General features: G+C 69.7%; 16 protein-coding genes. 8 read left to right on the top strand and 8 right to left on the bottom strand.

All coding sequences use genetic code 11. The features are described 5' to 3' along the window. Positions 1–26: 26 nt before the first annotated feature. A complete protein-coding gene (locus AB0I52_RS21425; RefSeq protein ID WP_362961153.1) occupies positions 27–548 on the bottom strand; it encodes a DUF2617 family protein in 522 nt (173 codons plus the stop codon). An 822-nt stretch (positions 549–1,370) separates the two neighbouring features. Here AB0I52_RS21425 and AB0I52_RS21420 point away from each other — a divergent pair. After that, entirely contained in the window at positions 1,371–2,549 is a 1,179-nt protein-coding gene (locus tag AB0I52_RS21420) for a pyridoxal phosphate-dependent aminotransferase (protein WP_363074834.1), read from the top strand. Between the two features lie 72 nt (positions 2,550–2,621). Here AB0I52_RS21420 and AB0I52_RS21415 read toward each other — a convergent pair whose 3' ends face one another. Further along, positions 2,622–3,182: a YbjN domain-containing protein gene (locus AB0I52_RS21415; RefSeq protein ID WP_362961142.1), complete on the bottom strand. Its 561-nt coding sequence runs from the start codon at positions 3,180–3,182 to the stop codon at positions 2,622–2,624. Positions 3,183–3,331: 149 nt separating this feature from the next. Further along, positions 3,332–5,926 (bottom strand): ATP-dependent chaperone ClpB, encoded by a 2,595-nt coding sequence (gene clpB / locus AB0I52_RS21410; RefSeq protein ID WP_363074831.1) that lies wholly within the window; start codon positions 5,924–5,926, stop codon positions 3,332–3,334. A 222-nt stretch (positions 5,927–6,148) separates the two neighbouring features. On the opposite strand from clpB, the gene AB0I52_RS21405 reads away from it, so the two are divergent. After that, complete coding sequence (locus tag AB0I52_RS21405) at positions 6,149–6,553, top strand: TIGR03618 family F420-dependent PPOX class oxidoreductase (protein ID WP_363074829.1); 405 nt, start codon at positions 6,149–6,151, stop codon at positions 6,551–6,553. Positions 6,554–6,650: 97 nt separating this feature from the next. On the opposite strand, the gene AB0I52_RS21400 is transcribed toward AB0I52_RS21405, so the two are convergent. Next, positions 6,651–6,971 carry a hypothetical protein gene (locus tag AB0I52_RS21400; protein ID WP_018522262.1) on the bottom strand — a complete coding sequence of 107 codons (321 nt, stop codon included), beginning with the start codon at positions 6,969–6,971 and terminating at the stop codon, positions 6,651–6,653. A gap of 527 nt (positions 6,972–7,498) precedes the next feature. Here AB0I52_RS21400 and AB0I52_RS21395 point away from each other — a divergent pair. Then, positions 7,499–8,347, top strand: a complete 849-nt coding sequence (locus AB0I52_RS21395; RefSeq protein ID WP_363074827.1) for a helix-turn-helix transcriptional regulator — start codon at positions 7,499–7,501, stop codon at positions 8,345–8,347. A 182-nt stretch (positions 8,348–8,529) separates the two neighbouring features. Beyond that, entirely contained in the window at positions 8,530–9,561 is a 1,032-nt protein-coding gene (locus AB0I52_RS21390; RefSeq protein ID WP_363074825.1) for a helix-turn-helix transcriptional regulator, read from the top strand. Between the two features lie 9 nt (positions 9,562–9,570). Here AB0I52_RS21390 and AB0I52_RS21385 read toward each other — a convergent pair whose 3' ends face one another. From AB0I52_RS21385 to dnaK, 4 genes are all read right to left on the bottom strand, one after another. Next, complete coding sequence (locus tag AB0I52_RS21385; RefSeq protein ID WP_363074823.1) at positions 9,571–10,017, bottom strand: helix-turn-helix domain-containing protein; 447 nt, start codon at positions 10,015–10,017, stop codon at positions 9,571–9,573. Position 10,018: 1 nt separating this feature from the next. Further along, positions 10,019–11,212 (bottom strand): molecular chaperone DnaJ, encoded by a 1,194-nt coding sequence (gene dnaJ / locus AB0I52_RS21380; RefSeq protein WP_363074821.1) that lies wholly within the window; start codon positions 11,210–11,212, stop codon positions 10,019–10,021. Between the two features lie 132 nt (positions 11,213–11,344). Next, positions 11,345–12,004 carry a nucleotide exchange factor GrpE gene (grpE, locus tag AB0I52_RS21375; RefSeq protein WP_363074819.1) on the bottom strand — a complete coding sequence of 220 codons (660 nt, stop codon included), beginning with the start codon at positions 12,002–12,004 and terminating at the stop codon, positions 11,345–11,347. Beyond that, positions 12,001–13,860 carry a molecular chaperone DnaK gene (dnaK, locus tag AB0I52_RS21370; RefSeq protein ID WP_363074817.1) on the bottom strand — a complete coding sequence of 620 codons (1,860 nt, stop codon included), beginning with the start codon at positions 13,858–13,860 and terminating at the stop codon, positions 12,001–12,003. Before dnaK ends, grpE begins: the two co-directional genes overlap by 4 nt. Before the next feature lie 390 nt (positions 13,861–14,250). Between dnaK and AB0I52_RS21365 the strand changes: the two genes are divergently transcribed. The 4 genes from AB0I52_RS21365 to AB0I52_RS21350 all read left to right on the top strand — a co-directional run bounded on the left by AB0I52_RS21365 (position 14,251) and on the right by AB0I52_RS21350 (position 19,815). Next, positions 14,251–14,976 (top strand): sugar transferase, encoded by a 726-nt coding sequence (locus AB0I52_RS21365; RefSeq protein ID WP_363074815.1) that lies wholly within the window; start codon positions 14,251–14,253, stop codon positions 14,974–14,976. Between the two features lie 102 nt (positions 14,977–15,078). Then, on the top strand, positions 15,079–17,346 hold the full coding sequence (locus AB0I52_RS21360; RefSeq protein WP_363074813.1) for a (Fe-S)-binding protein: 2,268 nt from the start codon (positions 15,079–15,081) through the stop codon (positions 17,344–17,346). Positions 17,347–17,510: 164 nt separating this feature from the next. Further along, positions 17,511–18,695: a VCBS repeat-containing protein gene (locus tag AB0I52_RS21355; protein WP_363074811.1), complete on the top strand. Its 1,185-nt coding sequence runs from the start codon at positions 17,511–17,513 to the stop codon at positions 18,693–18,695. A 163-nt stretch (positions 18,696–18,858) separates the two neighbouring features. Then, positions 18,859–19,815 (top strand): Yip1 family protein, encoded by a 957-nt coding sequence (locus tag AB0I52_RS21350; protein WP_363074809.1) that lies wholly within the window; start codon positions 18,859–18,861, stop codon positions 19,813–19,815. Positions 19,816–20,188 lie beyond the last annotated feature (373 nt).

Genomic DNA, 20,188 nt, shown 5'->3' with positions numbered 1-20,188 from the left:
CTCAACCGCAACGGAGTTGGTCCCCTTCACAGCACGGCCGCCGGCATCCGCACACCCACCCGGGTGCGCGTCACCACCAGCTGCCCCTCCTGCGGGTAGGCGTGCCAGGTACGCCACCGCACCTGCCCTTCGGTCCGCTGGGCGAGCATGGCGGTGAAGGCGTGCGGGCTGCCCGGGAACGTCCCGGCCAGGCCGTGGGGATGGTCGGCGACGAGCGCCAGGAGCTCCTGCGCGCGCCCCGCGAACGAGCCCGCGCCGAGCGTCTCGACGCGGGCCGCGAACTCGTACTCCCAGTCCCCGAGCCGCTTGGAGACCCCGAGAGGCAGTGGTGTGCTGCTGCCCGGCATGCAGGCGACGGTTTCGGAACAGCTGCCGCGGTCCTCCTCCAGGAGGACCTGGTGGGAGGCGCCGAGCAGGCGCAACTGGAGTTGGGCACCGGCGAGATGGAGATCGAGCACGGCGAGCGCCGGGAGCGGTTCACGCCCCAGCGCCCAGGCCAGATCGGCGGCACGGGTGTCGGAATAGGCCGTATGGAGGGTCGTGAGCATGGGTTCGGCTCCGCAAAACACACATGGACACATGGACAGGGGGACGCCCCCGAGCGTGATGCACGTGGGAGGTGGAAAGCGCCCGATCAGGTCCAACTGGGGTCCGAGGGCTGAATGTTCTCTCCACCGAGGGAATCACGAACTAAGCCGCACTCGCAGTGTTTTTACCCAACTTGACGTGGTTTCCATCCCCTCGGGGGCCTTCCGGTTCACCTGTTCACCGGTGACTCGCCGCAGGGCCCAACAAAAAGGTGTCCGGCGGGACTTAGAACGGTTCCGAAGCCCCGCCCCGACTCCCGCCGGACACCATTTCCCTTCCGGCACCGGGCCGTCGTGAACCTGCCCGGCCGCGGACCAGCTGCCCCGTGTCAGCTGCCTCCGCCGCATCCGCCCCCGCCGCCGCACGACGAACCCCCGCCGCACGAATGGCCACCACCGCAGGAGTGACCGCCCGAATGGCCCCCCGAATGACCTCCCGAGTGACCGCTGCCGCCGCTGCTGCCGCACGACGAGCCGCCCCCGCCACCGCCCGCCCACCAGCTGCCGCCGGCCGCACCGCCACCGGCCGCACCGCGCCGGCGCTTGCTCCGGGCCAGTGGCCTGCCGCGGCTTCCCGCGCTCGCCATCGACGAAACGAGCACCCCCACCGCCACGATCACGAGCACCGCGATGATGACCACCTTCACGGACCTCACGTCCTTCCGTCCCCCGAAGCGAGTCCCCCGCTTCTCACCGGTTCCTGCGTGCAGGGGGGATTCCCCCGCCCCCGTCCGGCCAAAGCGGACTTGAGCAACTCCAGAGCTTCCGCGCAGGATGGCGGTCATGACACAGGGACGACCGCTGCTCAACCGCCGCCTCGCCGAGTTCGGCACGACGATCTTCGCGGAGATGTCCGCGCTGGCCGTCCGCACCGGCGCCATCAACCTCGGCCAGGGGTTCCCGGACACCGACGGCCCGGAGGAGGTCCGCGAGGCCGCCGTCCGTGCCCTGCGCGCCGGGCACGGCAACCAGTACCCGCCGGGGCCGGGGGTCCCCGAGCTCCGCACCGCGATCGCCGGTCACCAGCAGCGGCGCTACGCCCTGACGTACGACCCCGACACCGAGGTCCTCGTCACCGCGGGCGCCACCGAGGCCATCGCGGCCTCGATGCTGGCCCTCCTGGAGCCCGGCGACGAGGTCATCGCACTGGAGCCGTACTACGACTCGTACGCCGCCTGCATCGCCATGGCGGGCGCCTCCCGCGTCCCCGTCACCCTGCACCCCGATCCCTCGGCCGGCACCTACCGGCTGGACCTCGACGAGCTGCGCGCCGCCGTCACCCCCCGCACCCGGCTGCTGCTGCTCAACACCCCGCACAACCCCACCGGCACCGTCCTGACCCGGGAGGAACTCGCCGCGATCGCCGAACTGGCCTGCGAGCGCGATCTCCTCGTCGTCACCGACGAGGTCTACGAGCACCTGGTGTTCGAGGGCGAGCACCTGCCGCTCGCCTCGTTCCCGGGCATGCGGGAGCGGACGGTCACCATCAGCTCGGCCGGCAAGACGTTCTCGTTCACGGGCTGGAAGGTCGGCTGGATCACCGCGAGCCCCGAGCTGGTGACGGCGGTCCGCGCCGCGAAACAGTTCCTGACGTACGTCTCCGCCGGACCGTTCCAGTACGCGGTCGCCGAGGCGCTGCGGCTGCCCGACAGCTACTTCGACACGCTGCGCGCGGATCTGCGCGCCAAGCGGGACCTGCTGAGCGGCGGACTCGCCGACGCCGGGTTCGAGGTCTACCGCCCGGCCGGCACGTACTTCGTCACCACCGACATCCGCCCGCTGGACAGCAGCGGCGACGGCTTCGCGTTCTGCCGCTCGCTGCCGGAGCGGTGCGGGGTGGTGGCCGTGCCGAACGCGGTCTTCTACGACCACCGGGAACAGGGCGCACCCTTCGTCCGCTTCGCGTTCTGCAAGCGCACGGAGGTGCTGGCGGAGGCGGTGACCCGGCTGAAGAGCCTATGAGAAAGCCCGGCGCGACGAGCGCGGTCCGGTGGGATCCGCTCGCCGCGCCGGGCTGTCACTGCGCGCGGTGGCTCAGGCCTCCGGAGCGTCCTGCTCCGCGCCTTCCGCCTTGTCCTCGGCCGGGGCCAGGCCGAGGCGCTCCAGCAGCCACTTGTCGAACTCGATCGAGGCCCGCACCCAGCTGACCGTCGAGGAGACGAAGTGCTCCAGGGCGACGCCGGTGCCGATGAGCATCTGCGCCTCACCGATCAGCCGGACCGAGGTACTGGTGTCCTCGGCGCCTTCCTCGGGCTCGTGCGTGTGCGTGTAGACCTTGGGCCACAGGGTGCGGCGGTTCCAGTCGTCGATCGCGTCGAGCAGGACCGGGCGCTGGTCCGTGTCGTGCGGGCGGTCGTAGAACGTACGAACCGAGAAGACCTGCTGCTCGCCCTCGCCACGGAACATGAAGTACGTGCGGAAGTCTTCCCACGGCGCCGCGAGGTCGCCCTCGTCGTCGACGACGTACTTCAGCTCCATCTGCTCCAGGAGCTGCTTGACGAGGTCCTGGTCAGGGACGACGGGGCCCTCCGGTCCTGCCGCCTGCGGTTCGGGCTGGCCCCCGAAGTTAGGAATCGAGGACGGATCGATGCTCACCGTAATTTCCCTTCGTGCGGTTGGCTGCCATCCTCTCCCATGGCGGGCGGGGCATGGCAAGCGGGAACGGCCCCGATCCGCCACAAGCTGATATCCAGCCGGTGGGGACCGGGGCCGCCACACGTTCCGGTTACGGGTGCGCGCCGCCGTTACGACGCCGCGCCGACGACCAGGCCGTCGCCTTCCCGGTCCACCCGGACCGTGTCGCCGTCCGTGATCTCGCCCGAGAGGATCTCCTTCGCGAGCCGGTCGCCGATCGCCGTCTGGATGAGCCGGCGCAGCGGCCGGGCGCCGTACGCCGGGTCGTTGCCCTCCTCGGCCAGCCAGGACAGGGCGGCCGGGGTGACGTCGAGGGTGAGGCGGCGGTCGGCCAGCCGCTTGGCGAGGCGGTCGATCTGGAGGCCCGCGATATGGGCGAGCTCGTCGCCGGACAGCGCGGAGAAGACCACCAGGTCGTCCAGCCGGTTGAGGAACTCCGGCTTGAACGAGGCCCGCACCACGTCCATGACCTGCTTCTTCTTCTCCTCGGGCTTGGTCAGGGGGTCGACCAGGTACTGGCTGCCGAGGTTGGAGGTCAGGATCAGGATGGTGTTGCGGAAGTCCACCGTCCGGCCCTGTCCGTCGGTGAGCCGGCCGTCGTCGAGGACCTGGAGCAGGATGTCGAAGACCTCGGGGTGGGCCTTCTCGACCTCGTCCAGCAGGACGACGCTGTACGGGCGGCGGCGGACCGCCTCGGTGAGCTGGCCGCCCTCCTCGTAGCCGACGTAGCCGGGCGGGGCGCCGACCAGCCGGGCCACGCTGTGCTTCTCGCTGTACTCGCTCATGTCGATGCGGACCATGGCCCGCTCGTCGTCGAAGAGGAAGTCCGCGAGAGCCTTGGCCAGTTCGGTCTTGCCGACGCCGGTCGGGCCGAGGAAGAGGAACGATCCGGTGGGCCGGTCGGGGTCGGCGATTCCGGCCCGGGTGCGGCGCACCGCGTCCGAGACGGCCTGCACGGCCTGCGTCTGGCCGATGAGGCGCCTGCCCAGCTCCTCCTCCATGCGCAGCAGCTTCTGGGTCTCGCCCTCCAGCAGCCGCCCGGCCGGAATGCCGGTCCAGGCGCCGACGACGTCGGCGATGTCGTCCGGGCCGACCTCCTCCTTGACCAGTGTCTCCTTGGGCTCCTTCGCCGCTTCCTGCTCGGCCTCGTCGGCCTCGGCCAGCTCCCGCTCCAGGCCCGGGATCTCCCCGTACAGCAGCTTGGAGGCACTGTCGAAGTCACCGTCGCGCTGGGCGCGTTCGGCCTGTCCGCGCAGCTCGTCGAGGCGCTCCTTCAGCTCACCGACCCGGTTGAGGCCCTGCTTCTCCTTCTCCCAGCGGGCGTTGAGGCCGCGCAGCTCCTCCTCCTTGTCGGCGAGGTCGCGGCGGAGCTTCTCCAGCCGCTGCTTGGAGGCGGCGTCGGACTCGTTCTTGAGGGCCAGCTCCTCCATGTGCAACCGGTCGACGGCGCGCTGGAGTTCGTCGATCTCGACGGGCGAGGAGTCGATCTCCATGCGCAGCCTGGAGGCCGCCTCGTCGACGAGGTCGATGGCCTTGTCGGGAAGGAAGCGCGAGGTGATGTAGCGGTCCGAGAGGGTCGCGGCGGCGACCAGCGAGGAGTCCGCGATCTGCACCTTGTGGTGGGCCTCGTAGCGGCCCTTGAGCCCGCGCAGGATCGCGATGGTGTCCTCGACGGACGGCTCCGCCACCAGCACCTGCTGGAAGCGGCGCTCCAGGGCGGGGTCCTTCTCGATCCGCTCGCGGTACTCGTCCAGCGTGGTGGCACCGACCATCCGCAGCTCGCCGCGGGCCAGCATGGGCTTGAGCATGTTGCCCGCGTCCATGGCGGAGTCGCCGCCCGCGCCGGCGCCGACGACGGTGTGGAGCTCGTCGATGAACGTGATGATCTGGCCGCCGCTCTCCTTGATCTCGGAGAGGACGGTCTTCAGCCGCTCCTCGAACTCGCCGCGGTACTTCGCACCCGCGACCATCGCGCCGAGGTCCAGCGAGACGAGCCGCTTGTTCTTGAGGGACTCCGGGACGTCGCCCTTGACGATGCGCTGGGCGAGCCCTTCGACGACGGCCGTCTTGCCGACGCCGGGCTCCCCGATGAGCACGGGGTTGTTCTTGGTGCGGCGCGAGAGCACCTGGACGACGCGGCGGATCTCCTGGTCACGGCCGATGACCGGGTCGAGCTTCCCCTCGCGTGCCGCCGCGGTGAAGTCCGTACCGAATTTCTCCAGGGCCTTGTACTGGCCCTCCGGGTCGGGTGTGGTCACCCGGCGCCCTCCCCTGCTCTTCTCGAACGCGTCCAGCAGCTTCTTCGCACTGGCCCCCTGACCGTCGAGGATCTCACCGGCGCGGCCGCCCGCGGCCGCGACCCCGATCAGCAGGTGCTCGGTGGAGATGTAGTCGTCGCCGAGCTCCTTCGCCCGCTGCGCCGCGTCGGAGATCACGGCGAGCAGCTCGCGGTTGGGCTGCGGCGGTGCGACGGTCGCCCCGGTCACGCTGGGCTGCGCGGCCAGCAGCCGCTCGGTCTCGGCGCGAACGGCGATCTGGTCCGCCTCGACGGCGGCGAGCAGATCGACGATGTTCTCGTTGTCCTCGCCCGCGAGCAGCGCAAGCAGCAGATGCCCCGGGGTCAGATCGGGGTGCCCGTCCTTCACGGCCCTGCTGGTGGCCGCGTTGATGGCGTCCCGGCTCCTGTTGGTCAGCTCGGCGTCCACGTGCGCTCTCTCCTCCTTGCGACGACTGGCCCGTACTCATTTCTGACACGCTGAACGTGCACAAAGTTGAGTCTATTCCACTCAAGGCAAAAACGGCCCGCTCCCGCGCCATCCACACCGTTCCGTACCGTTCCGCGCCATTGCGCGCCTCCTGTCCGAGTGAACCGGCCGGACCGCCCGCCCGCCACCGCAGAGCGGTACGGGGCTGCCTACCCTGACCCCATGGCAGTCGACGTACGCGATCCCGGGCCCGAATACCTCGCCTTCTGGCGCGAGCCCCACCTGTGCACCCTCACGACACTCCGCCCCGACGGCACCCCGCACGTGGTCCCGGTGTGCGTGACGTACGACCCCGAGGCCGGCCTCGCCCGCATCATCACCGGCAGGCACAGCCGCAAGGTCGCCAACATCCTGGCCGCGGGCCCGGACGGCGCACGGGTCGCGGTCTGCCAGGCGGAAGGGCGCCGCTGGGCGACCCTGGAGGGCGTCGCCAGGGTCCGTACGGAGCAGGACAGGGTCGACGACGCGGTACGCCGCAAGACGGCCCGCTACGGGCGCGCACCGAGGCCCAACCCGGACCGCGTCGCCATCGAGATCACCCTGGACCGGGCGCTCGGCCGCGGCTGACCGGGAGCGGACAGCACAACGGCGTCACCGTGTTCAGGTCACGGTGACGCCGTTGTGTGGGGGAGTGTCTGAGCGACGTGGAACGACGGGGGATCGCTCAGGCACTGCGGGGGGTGGCGGAGATGGCTTCAGGTTCGAACAGCTGATGGTCACGCTGTGCGAGGTTCACGAAAATCATGTCGTACCGAATGGCACAGCGCACGGGCTGCGGCGCTCCACGCGGCTTGCGGAGGCACCGGTAGGCACGGACTTCCCCGTCGTCCTCACGGGCGACGACGACCGGGTCACCGAACAGAGTGACCATCAACGAATCACCACGGTGGGGGAGTGCCGTGACGAGGTCGATGAAATGCCACCCTGAGCGGTAGGCGGTTGCCATCTCACGCCGGAAGGTCCGGTCGTCCGGCGGGGTGGTCATGTCACGCGCCCACGACAGTCGTCGTCCCGGCACCCCACGTGATGTCGCCCTGGGCGCTCGCGACGGAACCCCACGTGATGTCGCCCTGGGCGCCCTTCGCGAAGGAACCCCATGTGATGTCACCGGAAGCGGTGGCGCTTGCGGCGCGACTCGTCGTCGGCGTCGGCGCATTGCCCCAGGTAATGTCTGTAGCGCCCAGCACGCCGTAGGCCAAGGCCCCCGCAAACGCAGCGGCAAGCACCGAGCGAAGCATTCTCTTATACATTTCGGCTTCGTCCTCACTTGATGGGTCATCTCCCCCGCACATAAGACGATGTCTTACCCAAGGACGCGAACACCACTGGGTCGATGCATCATGTTCCTGCTGGTTCAAGAACATGGGGGGTGGAGATATGGTCGCAAATGGATCGAATCCGGGACATCCTCATGGGATCACCGAACTGTGCGACGCAGGGCAACGCCTTTATGCCAGCGCGCTGAGAACCGGCCGGATACCTCGCTCAGAGGTCGTGACCGCACCGTGCCTGATGGACTTCGCTCTCCTGCACCCGGACCCCGACGACCCCGAGTGGCTCCGCCCCATACCTCCGTCGGCCGCCCTCGCGCAGCGGCTCCACCCGATCGAGCGGGAAATCCAGGAGCGGCGACGCCACTCGCTCGAACTGGCCGAATCCTTCGAACCATTCATGGCCATCAGCGCCCAGGACGCTCCGACCACGCACGCCATCACCGTGCTGGAGGGCACGGCCAGAATCAATGACGCCATTGACGTCGCGACGGCCGAGTGCACCACCGAGGTACTCACCATCCAGCCGGGCGGCGGGCGGAGCGAGCTCACACTCAGCAAGGGTGTCGAACGCGGCCAGGCCGTGATCGACCGCGGCGTCAGCATCCGCACGCTGTATCAGCACACGGTTCGCCACCATCACGGTACGTACGCCTACGCCGAACGTCTGGCAGAGGGCAAGGTCGAGATCCGCACCCTTGAGGAACTCGTCGAGCGCATGCTCGTGTTCGACCACACCGTGGCCTTCATCCCGGCCCAGGAGGACGCGGAAGTCGCACTGGAGCTGCGCCACCCCGGCCTGGTCGCCTACCTCACCAGGGTCTTCGAGCAACTCTGGCAGCGCGCCACTCCCTTGCTCGAGGACGTCCGGTACGACCCCACACCAGAAGGCATCAGCGGTGTCCAACGCTCCATCGCCCAACTCCTCGTAGAGGGACACGTCGACGACTCGATAGCCCGCCGCCTCGGCATGAACGTGCGCACCTGCCGGACCCATATCGCCAAACTGAACGCCGCTCTCGGCAGCAAGAGCCGGACTCAGCTCGGCTTTCTGATTGCCCGGTCAGGAATCCTGGAACAGGATTCCTGACCGGAGCCCGCAAAGATCCCCACCCCCCGGGCTGAGACGTGACCACGCAACGGGGGAGAGGCACGGCCGCGCCCTGGATCAGCCGGGGGAGTTCCCGGCTCCCCCGACATCCCCACACTGCCCCGGCGGCTACGCTGCCACCACCGTCATCTTGTTGCACTGCAAAGAATGAGGGGGTCCAGATGGGAACGGAACCGGGCATAACAAGCCACTCGCACAGCAGCACCGAACTGTGCGAGCCCGCGGTCCGGCTCTACTCCGAGGCCCTCAGCCACGGGCGCGTCCCACGAGCCGACATCGCACCGGCCCCCTGCCTCATCGAGATGGCGCTGATCCACCCCGACCCGCGCGATCCAGCGGTGATGCGCCCCGTCCCCCCGTCCGCCGCCCTGGCGCATCTGCTGCAACCCATCACCCGCGACATCCACGAACAGGTGCGCCGCAGCGCGGCGCTGGTCGAGACCCTGGCGCCCCTGGCGGCCATCGCGAGCGAGGACCCCAACCTCTCCATCACGGTGCTGGAGGGCAAGGGCCTGATCGACTCCGCCCTCCAGGAGGCCGCCGCCGTCGCCGACACAGAGGTTCTGACGGCTCAGCCGGGCGGTCACCGGTCGCCGGAACAGATCCAGCAGGGTCTGACCAACGGCCTGTCAGCTGTGGGCCGAGGAGCCCGGCTCCGCCACATCTACCAGCACCCGGCCCGCTACAGCTCCCCCGTCAGGAACTACCTGGAACAGATGCCACCGGGCCAGGTGCAGGTCAGAACGATGGAACAGACCATCGACCGGCTCATCATCTTCGACCACGCCGTGGCCTTCATTCCGGCGGCGGCCGACCGCGGTGTGGCCCTGCAGATCCGGCATCCGGCGCTGGTCCGCTACCTGGTGCAGGTGTACGAGGTGCTGTGGGCGCAGGCCACCCCGATCACCGAGCAGTTGCAGACGGCAGCCCCTGGCGCTCCGGTCACCGCCGTGCAGCTCAGCATCGCCAGGCTCCTGGTCGAGGGGCACCACGACGAGGCTGTGGCACGGAAGCTGGGCGTCAGCGTCCGCACCTGCCGCACGCACATCGCCAAGCTCATGCAGACCCTCGACGCCACGAGCCGCACCCACCTCGGCGCCCTCCTCGTCCGCTCCGGCATCGCGGCGTCCCGGCCGGGACAACGCGAAGACCCGCCGCCCCGCGCGAGCGGGACGACGGGCCTCGGGAAATGACAACACGCCCTAGTCCTTGGGCCGCTTGGGCCGCCAGACCACCAGTGCGCCGGCGTGCTGCACATCCTGGTACGGCACCAGATCGCGCCGGTACGAGGCGTGCACCTGCGCCTCGCGCTGCTGCAACGTCGCCGCCGCCCCGTCCACGGCCGCCGAGAGCTCGGCGACGCGCTGCTGGAGGGCGGCTACCTGGTTCTCCAGCTCGATGATGCGCTTGATACCGGCGAGGTTGATGCCCTCGTCCTGCGACAGCTGCTGCACGGTGCGCAGCAGCTCGATGTCACGGGCCGAGTAGCGCCTGCCGCGCCCGGCCGTGCGGTCGGGCGAGACCAGGCCGAGGCGGTCGTACTGGCGCAGCGTCTGGGGATGCAGGCCCGAGAGCTGGGCCGCGATCGAGATCACGTACACCGGGGATTCCTCGGTCAGCTCGTACGGATTACGCCGCCGGCCGTCCATCTCAAGCTCCCTTCGCTGCCTGGAACAGCTCCGCCCGCGGGTCCTGGCCCGCGGTCGCCTTGCGATAGGTCTCCAGGGCGTCCCGGGCGTCCGCGCCCAGGTCCTTGGGAACCACCACCTCCACGGTGACCAGCAGGTCGCCGCGGCTGCCGTCCTTGCGGACCGCGCCCTTGCCGCGGGCGCGCATGGTGCGCCCGTTGGGCGTGCCGGCCGGAAGCTTCAGGGTGACCGGCGGTCCGCCGAGCGTGGGCACCTTCACCTCGCCGCCGAGCGCCGCCTCCGTGAAGGTGACGGGCACGGTGACCGTGAGGTTGTCGCCCTTGCGGCCGAAGACCGGGTGGGCGTCGACGTGGACGACGACGTAGAGGTCGCCGGCCGGTCCGCCGCGCTCGCCGGGACCGCCCTTGCCGCGCAGCCGGATCCGCTGGCCGTTGGAGACGCCCGCCGGAATCCTGACCTGCATGGTGCGGGACGACTTCGCCCGGCCGCTGCCCTTGCAGACGTCACAGGGGTCCTGGGCGATGAGGCCCCGGCCCTTGCAGTCCACGCAGGGGTCGGTGAGCGAGAACCCGCCGCCGGTGCCGCGCGAGACCTGGCCGGTGCCGACGCAGGTCGGGCAGACCCTGGGGGTGCCGTTCTTGTCGCCGGTGCCGGAGCACGCCTTGCAGGGCGCCTGGCTGGACATCCGCAGCGGGACCGTGGCCCCGTCGACCGCCTCGGTGAAGCTGAGCGTCACCTCGGACTCGATGTCCTGACCGCGGCGCGGCTGCACCCGGGTGCCGGTGCCGCCGCCCCGGTTGAAGAGGCCGCCGAAGACGTCGCCCAGGCCGCCGCCACCGCCGCCGAAGCCGCCGGCTCCGCCGCCCTGGCCACCGCCCGGGGCGCCTCCGAAGAGGTCCCCCAGGTCGAAGTTGAAGTTGCCGCCACCGCTGCCGGGTCCGGGGCGGAAGCCGCCGTTGCCGAAGAGGGCGCGGGCCTCGTCGTACTCCTTGCGCTTCTTGGTGTCACCGAGGATGTCATTGGCCTCGGAGATCTCCTTGAAGCGCTCCTCCGCCTTGTTGTCACCCTTGTTGGCGTCCGGGTGGAACTCGCGGGCGAGCTTCCGGTACGCCTTCTTGATCTCGGCGTCCGTGGCGTCCTTCGGGACGCCGAGAACCTTGTAGTAGTCCTTCTCGACGAAGTCCTTCGTACTCATCGACGTCCCTCCTTCCGGACGACCGGCCCAGGGCCTTCGGTCCGGATCCTGCCGGGCTCATGGAGCCCCGCCTGATCCGGACCGAAGGCCCCGAGGGCCGGGCGGTGTACAGCCAAGTGGTCGGACGGAATGTCAGACCTCCTCGCCGCCACCGCTCTCCTCGTCGGCTGCCTGCTCTTCTTTCGCGTCCTTCGCGGCCGCGGGCGTCGCCCCCGGCTGGGGTTCGGCCACCGCCACCCGTGCGGGACGGATGGTGCGCTCGCCGATCCGGTACCCGGGCTGCAGGACCGCCACGCAGGTCGTCTCCGTGACGTCCGGCGCGTACGAGTGCATCAGGGCCTCGTGGATCGTCGGGTCGAAGGGCTCGCCCTCCTTGCCGAACTGCTGGAGGCCGAGCTTGGCGACGACCGTCTCCAGCGATTCGGCCACCGACTTGAACCCGCCCACGAGCTCACCGTGCTCCCGGGCCCGGCCGACGTCGTCGAGCACGGGCAGGAGCTCGGACAGAAGACCCGCGACCGCGATCTCCTTGACCGCGACCCGGTCCCGCTCCACGCGGCGGCGGTAGTTCTGGTATTCGGCCTGGAGCCGCTGGAGGTCTGCCGTGCGCTCGGAGAGCGCGGTGCGGACCTGGTCCAGCTGTGCCGTCAGACCGGCTGTCTGGTTCGCTTCCCCGGCGGGGGCCGCCGCCTCCTCCGAAGAGGGGGTGTCGGCCTCCGTCCCGGCGTCGTCAGAGGTGGCGCCGGAGGGGACGTCGGGCTTCTCCTCGAAGCCCGGGGTCTCCTCGGTCACGCCGCACCGCCCTTGTTGTCCTTCTCGTCGTCGACGATCTCGGCGTCGACGACATCGTCCTGACCGTCGCCCTGGGCCTGCTCGGCACCCGGCTGCGCGTCACCCTGCGGGCCGCCCTCGGCCTGGGCGTTGGCGTACATCGCCTGACCCAGCTTCTGGGAGACGGCCGCGACCTTCTCGGTGGCGGTACGGATCTCGGCGGTGTCCTCGCCCTTGAGCTTCTCCTTCAGCTCGGTGAGCGCGGCCTCCACCTCCGTCTTCACGTCGCCGGGGACCTTGTCCTCGTTGTCCTTGAGGAACTTCTCCGTCTGGTAGACGAGCTGCTCGCCCTGGTTGCGCGACTCGGCGGCCTCGCGGCGGCGGTGGTCCTCGTCCGCGTACTGCTCGGCCTCTTCGCGCATCCGGTTGACCTCGTCCTTCGGCAGCGAGGAGCCACCGGTGACGGTCATCTTCTGCTCCTTGCCGGTGCCGAGGTCCTTGGCAGCGACGTGCATGATGCCGTTGGCGTCGATGTCGAACGCGACCTCGATCTGCGGCACGCCACGCGGGGCCGGCGGCAGACCGGTCAGCTCGAACATTCCGAGCTTCTTGTTGTACGCCGCGATCTCGCGCTCGCCCTGGTAGACCTGGATCTGCACGGACGGCTGGTTGTCCTCGGCCGTCGTGAAGATCTCGGAGCGCTTGGTCGGGATCGTGGTGTTGCGCTCGATGAGCTTCGTCATGATGCCGCCCTTGGTCTCGATACCGAGAGACAGCGGGGTGACATCGAGCAGCAGGACGTCCTTGACCTCGCCCTTGAGGACACCGGCCTGGAGCGAGGCGCCGATGGCGACGACCTCGTCCGGGTTCACGCTCTTGTTGGCTTCCTGGCCGCCCGTGAGCTCCTTGACGAGCTCGGCGACGGCCGGCATACGGGTCGAGCCACCGACGAGAACGACGTGGTCGATCTCGGAGAGCTGGATGCCCGCGTCCTTGATGACGTTGTGGAACGGGGTCTTGCAGCGGTCCAGGAGGTCAGCGGTGAGCTGCTGGAACTGCGAGCGCGTGAGCTTCTCGTCCAGGTGCAGCGGGCCCTCGGCCGACGCCGTGATGTACGGCAGGTTGATCGTGGTCTCCGTCGAGGACGACAGCTCGATCTTCGCCTTCTCCGCGGCCTCGCGGAGACGCTGGAGAGCCATCTTGTCCTTGGACAGGTCCACGCCGTGCCCGTTGGCGAACTGCTTCACCAGGTAGTCGACGACGCGCTGGTCCCAGTCGTCACCACCGAGCTGGTTGTCGCCGTTGGTGGCCTTCACCTCGACGACGCCGTCACCGATCTCCAGGAGGGACACGTCGAAGGTGCCGCCACCGAGGTCGAAGACGAGGATCGTCTGGTCGTCCTTGTCGAGCCCGTACGCCAGCGCGGCGGCCGTCGGCTCGTTGACGATACGCAGGACGTTCAGGCCCGCGATCTCGCCGGCCTCCTTCGTCGCCTGACGCTCGGAGTCGTTGAAGTACGCCGGGACGGTGATCACCGCGTCGGTGACCTTCTCGCCCAGGTACGACTCGGCGTCACGCTTCAGCTTCTGCAGGATGAAGGCGCTCATCTGCTGCGGGTTGAAGCTCTTGCCGTCCAGGTCGATCTTCCAGTCAGTGCCCATGTGGCGCTTGACGGAGCGGATGGTCCTGTCGACGTTCGTCACTGCCTGGCGCTTGGCCACCTCGCCGACCAGCACCTCGCCGTTCTTCGCGAAGGCGACGACGGACGGCGTGGTCCTGGCGCCTTCGGCGTTGGTGATGACGGTGGGCTCGCCGCCTTCGAGAACGCTGACGACGGAGTTAGTCGTGCCCAGGTCGATGCCGACCGCACGTGCCATTTCAATTCCTCCAACTGACTACTTGAGTGGATCTGGCTCAAGGATGCATGACATCGCCCCCGGAGTCAACAGACCTGAGTCGAGGCGACTCAACTATCGTGCACACACTCCGCGCCACCAGCGAATTGTTCACCTTTGTGACGGCGGACACGCGCCGCATACGACTCAGACGGGGACGGATTCGAGCCGACTCCGGACGACACCTGCCCGCCCTGCGGGCCACACGGCCCTCACCATCATCGCGCCATGGGATCGTTCTGTCACAAAATGCCGCGATGCGCACAAAACAGACGACCAACCGGCAGACAACCGACCCGCTCGGCAGCCGGCCGGCAGTCCGGGATCCGCCGGCAGCCGACCCCCGCGGCCGATTCCAGGCAGGTGCGAACGATGCAGACGCAGAGGCCGAGACAGAGGCAGACGCCGCGGCGGGCGCCGCGGCGGAGACCGGCGCGCCGTCCGCAGCGGACGGCGCCGCGTCCCTGGCAGCCGCCGAGGCCGCCCCGCACGGCGAGCGCCCTCGCGGCCCTGCGGGCGCTGACCCCGGCCGCCCCGCCGCGCCCCACCGCCAAGCGCACCCTGGACCTGCTCCTCGGCTCGGCCGTCCTGCTCCTGGCCGCCCCCGCCCTCGCGGCGGCTGCCCTCACCCTCGCCGTACTGCGGCGCCCCGGCGGCGTACTGACCCGCTCCCCGCGCACCGGACTGACCGGCAGGCCCTTCGTACTGCTGTCCCTGAACACCCGGCGGCTGCGGCTGGACGCGCTCTCCCGGCTGCCCCACGTCGTACGGGGCGAGCTCTCCCTGGTCGGCCCCGAACCGCTCGCACCGGGCGACGAACGGGGCACGGCCGCCGGTGCGCGAGACTGGCGGCGGGAACTGAGGCCCGGACTGACCGGCCTGGCCCAGGTGCGCCGCCGCTCCACGATGCCGTGGGACGAGGCGGACCTCCTCGACCAGCACTACGCCGAGCACCACGGGCTCGCGCTGGACCTGGCGATCCTGACGGAGGCCGCGTGCACCCCCCTGCGCGAGGCCGCCCGCACCCTGTCCCGGCGCGGCCGGGCGAGCCCGAGCGACACAGATCACCGCCTGCCCAACTACAGCGCGGCGGAATAAGTGGATAGTGTCAGCACAGACTGATTAAGTTACTGCTTAGTAATCCCCAGTACGTGCCAGTAGGTACTGGAACCCACCCTCGCAGGCCCGAGGAGCCCCCAAATGCAACTCGCCGCGATCATCGTGTCGCTGGTGCTGACCGTGGTCGGCGTTGCGCTCATCGCCCGAGCCGTCGCGCAGATCTACCGGTCCGTCACGCTCGGACAGCCGGTCCCGGCCGGCAGTCGCACGGACAACCCGAAACAGCGCACGATCACCCTGGTCAAGGAGTTCCTCGGCCACACCCGGATGAACCGGTGGGGGATCGTCGGCTTCGCGCACTGGTTCGTCGCCATCGGCTTCCTGACGCTGCCGCCGACGCTGCTCCAGGCGTACGGACAGCTCTTCAAGGCCGACTGGGTCCTCCCGATCATCGGTGAATGGCTGCCGTTCGAGCTGTACATCGAGTTCATCGGCCTGATGACGACGGTCGGCATTCTCGTGCTGATCGCCATCCGGCTGCTGAACCTGCCCTCCCGGGCCGGCCGCAAGTCGCGGTTCGCGGGCTCGAAGGCCTGGCAGGCGTACTTCGTCGAGTACGTCATCCTCGTCATCGGCCTGGCGATCCTGACCCTGCGCGGTCTTGAGGGCGCGATCCACCACGTCGGGGGCTACGAGGCCGCGTACTTCGTCTCGTACCCGCTGGTCCTCGCCTTCAAGGGACTCGCGCTCGGCACGCTGCAGAACCTCATCTACCTCACTGCGATGATCAAGATCGGCGTCTCGCTGATCTGGATGATCACGGTCGCGCTCAACACCAACATGGGTGTCGCCTGGCACCGCTTCCTCGCCTTCCCGAACATCTGGTTCAAGCGGAACGCCGACGGCGAGGTCGCGCTCGGCGCGCTGCAGCCGATGACCTCGGGCGGCAAGCCGATCGACTGGGAGGACCCGGGCGAGGACGACACCTTCGGTGTCTCCCAGGTCGAGCAGTTCTCCTGGAAGGGCATCCTCGACTTCTCCACGTGCACGGAGTGCGGTCGCTGCCAGTCGCAGTGCCCCGCCTGGAACACCGGCAAGCCGCTCTCCCCGAAGCTCCTGATCATGTCCCTGCGCGACCACGCCCACGCCAAGGCCCCGTACCTGCTGGCCGGCGGCGGCAAGGACATGGAGGGCAACGAGAAGGCGACCGAGGAGCAGCTCAAGGACGTCCCCGCGGCCGCCCTCGCGGAGGCCGAGCGCCCCCTCGTCGGAACCGCCGAGGAGAACGGCGTCATCGACCCGGACGTGCTCTGGTCCTGCACCACCTGCGGTGCGTGCGTGGAGCAGTGCCCGGTCGACATCGAGCACATCGACCACATCGTCGACATGCGCCGCTACCAGGTGATGATCGAGTCCGCGTTCCCGTCCGAGGCGGGCACGATGCTCAAGAACCTGGAGAAGAAGGGCAACCCCTGGGGGCTCGCCAAGAAGCAGCGCGTCGAGTGGACCAAGGAGGTCGACTTCGAGGTCCCGATCGTCGGCAAGGACGTCGAGGACCTCTCCGAGATCGACTACCTGTACTGGGTCGGCTGCGCCGGCGCCCTGGAGGACCGCGCCAAGAAGACCACGAAGGCCTTCGCGGAGCTGCTCCACATCGCGGGCGTCAAGTTCGCGATCATGGGCGGTGACGAGAAGTGCACGGGCGACTCGGCCCGCCGCCTGGGCAACGAGCCGCTGTTCCAGCAGCTCGGCCAGGAGAACGTCGCGATGCTGAACATGGCTTTTGGCGAGGATGACGACGACGACTCCACCAAGAAGGCGAAGGCGACGAAGAAGATCGTCGCGACCTGCCCGCACTGCTTCAACACCATCGCGAACGAGTACCCGCAGCTCGGCGGCGAGTACGAGGTCATCCACCACACGCAGCTGCTCCAGCACCTCATCGACGAGGGCAGGCTGGTCCCGGTGACGCCGGTCGAGGGTCTGATCACGTACCACGACCCCTGCTACCTGGGCCGTCACAACAAGATCTACACGCCCCCGCGCGAGATCATCGCGAAGGTCCCGGGTCTGCGGAACGAGGAGATGCACCGCCACAAGGAGCGCGGCTTCTGCTGCGGCGCCGGCGGTGCCCGGATGTGGATGGAGGAGCGGATCGGCAAGCGCATCAACAACGAGCGCGTCGACGAGGCTCTCTCCCTCAACCCCGACATCGTCTCCACTGCCTGCCCGTTCTGCCTCGTCATGCTGACCGACTCGGTCAACGGCAAGAAGAACGACGGCCAGGCGAAGGAGTCGATCCAGGTGGTCGACGTCTCGCAGCTGCTGCTCGACTCCGTGAGGACCCCGGCCGATCCGGCGGGCGAGCCGGAAACGGCGGACGCGCCGGAGCCGGAACCGGTGAAGTAACCGGTACCGCGCCACCGCGGTGCACAAGCGGCCGGACCTGCCTCGGGGGCAGGACCGGCCGCTTCTGCTTTCCCGCCCGGTGACGCATCATGTGGGACGGCCGCTGGGTACGCGCCGCAGAGGGACGAGGCGCATGAATCGGACGGAACGGACGAGGTGCTCCAGTGCGGATACGTAACGCGAGGGCGACGGCCACCACCGCGGCCGGCTGCGCCTGCGCCCTCCTGCTGACGGCCTGCACAGGCTCCCCGGCCTCCGGACCGGGCAAGAACGGCGACGCCCCGCCCACCGCCCTGTCCGGCCTCGCGGGCGCCGAGCGCCACCCCGTACCGCGCGGCAGCGGCAGCCACACCCCCGACGACTTCAACGGCGACGGCCACCGCGACCTCGTCCTGAACAACCTGGTGAAGCCCGCGGCCGACAGCCACGGCGACGACGCGGGCATCGGCATCGTGTACGGCTCCGCCTCCCGGGGCCTCGACCCGTCCGTACGCCAGCTGCTGAGCGCGCACGCGAACGCCGCCAGGACCGGCGACACCCTCCCCTCAGCGTTCGACGCCGAGGCCTCGTGCGATCTGGACCAGGACGGCTTCACCGATCTGATCGTGGCCACCGACCCCCCGTACAACGGCATCGGCCGCCCGCCCGTACCGCTCCAGATCCTCTTCGGCTCCCCCGCGGGCCTCACCGGCAAGGCGGTCACGCTCCGCATCCCGGACCGGGCCCGCTTCGGCAACGAGTGGCCCGACCACCCCGTCTGCGGCGACTTCGACGGTGACCGGAAGCCGGATCTGGCCGTGACGGCGAGCGCGGGCCGGCTCAGCTTCCTGCGCGGCCCCTTCACCCGCGACGGCCGCCCGCACGCCGCCGGGGGCACCATCCCGGGCGCCGGCCCCGCGCTGTCGGCCCCCGAGCCCCGGGCGGACACGAACGGCGACGGGTACGACGACCTGGTGTACGCCGCCCGCCCCCACGAGCCCGGCACGGCCGCCAAGGGCACGCTGCTGCTGGGCAGCCCCGACGGACCGGGCCGGCCGGGCGGCACGTACCGCTTCAGGGCCCCGGCCGGCGAACTCCCGGCAGCGCCACTGCGCCGGAAGACGCCCCCCGCGAACGCCACCACCACGGCCACCGGCTCCCCCGCCACCACCACTGACCCCGCCGGTTCCCCGGCCCCCGCGGAAACGACCCTCCTCATCCGCTACGCGGACTTCGACGGCGACAAGAAGCCGGACACGGTGGTGCGCACCCACCGCGGCGAGACGGCGGACCTGATCGCGCTGTACCCGGCGGCCACCCCGGACCGCCCGCTGATCACGTTCACCAGCGCCCTGTTCAACACCCTCTGACCCACCCGCCCCACGCACCCGTCCGAGCCCTCTCGCGTACCGGTCCCGTCCCTCCGGACAACCCCCAGGGTTCCCTTAGGGGATGTCACAGCTAGGCCGCAAAGGCGGGCCAGTTCCCCCGCCCCTCACACCCACCCCGGACGGACCAGGTACGTTCGATTACGTGGCTGGATTCAGGATCGGACGCGGCCGGGACAACCGCACCCCGCAGCAAGCGCAGCAGCAACCGCGGCAGCAGCCGTACGGCAATCAGGCACCACCGCCGTACGGACAGCAGCAATGGCCGCCGATGGGAGGGAACGGCACCCCGCACAACGGCGGCGGCTACAACGGCGGCGGGGGCCCGAACAACGGCGGCTACCCCCCGGCCGGCGGCTACCAGGGCGGCGGAGCGGACGAGCCGGAGTACTTCGCCGACCCGTACCCCCAGCCCCACCAACCACAACACCCCCAGCAACCGCACCAGGGCGACCCGTACGCCAACAACCCGGGCCACACACAGGCCTTCAGCATCAGCGAGGACCCCTACGGCGGCGGGAACACCTACCGCGCCGGCCAGGCCCCCGTCCAGCCCGCAGGCCCGCGCCTGCACTGGAAGCAGCTGCTGAGGGGCATCGTGACGCGCCCCGCCCCGACGTTCTGGCAGATGCGCGACTACCCCGTCTGGGGCCCGGCGCTCATCGTCACCTTCCTCTACGGTCTGCTGGCGCTCTTCGGCTTCGACGAGGCCCGCGACGACGCGATCCACGCCCCGGTCAACAACGTCATCCCCTACGTCATCATCACGGGCATCGGCTTCGTGATCGGCGGCCTGGTGCTCGGCGCGGTCACCCACACACTCGCCCGCCAGCTGGGCGGCGACGGCGCCTGGCAGCCGACGGTGGGCCTCTCCATGCTGATCATGTCCATCACGGACTCCCCCCGCCTGATCTTCGCGCTGTTCCTGGGCGGCGAGAACTCCCTGGTCCAGATCCTCGGCTGGGCGACCTGGCTGGCCGCGGCGGCCCTGCTCACGTCGATGGTGAGCAAGTCCCACGACCTGCCGTGGCCGAAGGCGCTGGGCGCGAGCGCGATCCAGCTGATCGCGCTGGTATCGATCCTCAAACTGGGCACGATCTGACCCTGCCCCCGGCCTGACCCGAAAAGACCCCCGGCACCAAAAGGCTCCGGGGGTCCTTCACGTCCACACCCACGTCCGCACGCGCGTCGGACCAACGACTCAGGCGTCCAGCACCTGCCCGCTGCGGCGCACGACGGGCTTCTCCACACTCCAGGCTGACTTGACTCTATGACGGTAGTAGTCTGGCCGTGCTCTGAGAAGCAGGGGGAGGCCCGTCCATAGTGGCTCGCAAGGTGGGGATTTACACCCGAATCTCTCGGGACGACGAGGGCGACGCACTAGCCTCGAAGTTTCGTGACGGTCCGCCGATGGAGTCGGTGGACCGTTTTCGTGCCGTGGGCTGAGGTTGTGCAGGTTGAGGGCCCGAGTGTCG

The sequence above is a fragment of the Streptomyces sp. NPDC050423 genome (assembly GCF_040655445.1).
Classification (GTDB): domain Bacteria; phylum Actinomycetota; class Actinomycetes; order Streptomycetales; family Streptomycetaceae; genus Streptomyces.
The sequence above is the reverse complement of the archived record's forward strand: the minus strand, read 5'-3'. Positions and strand labels throughout refer to the sequence as shown.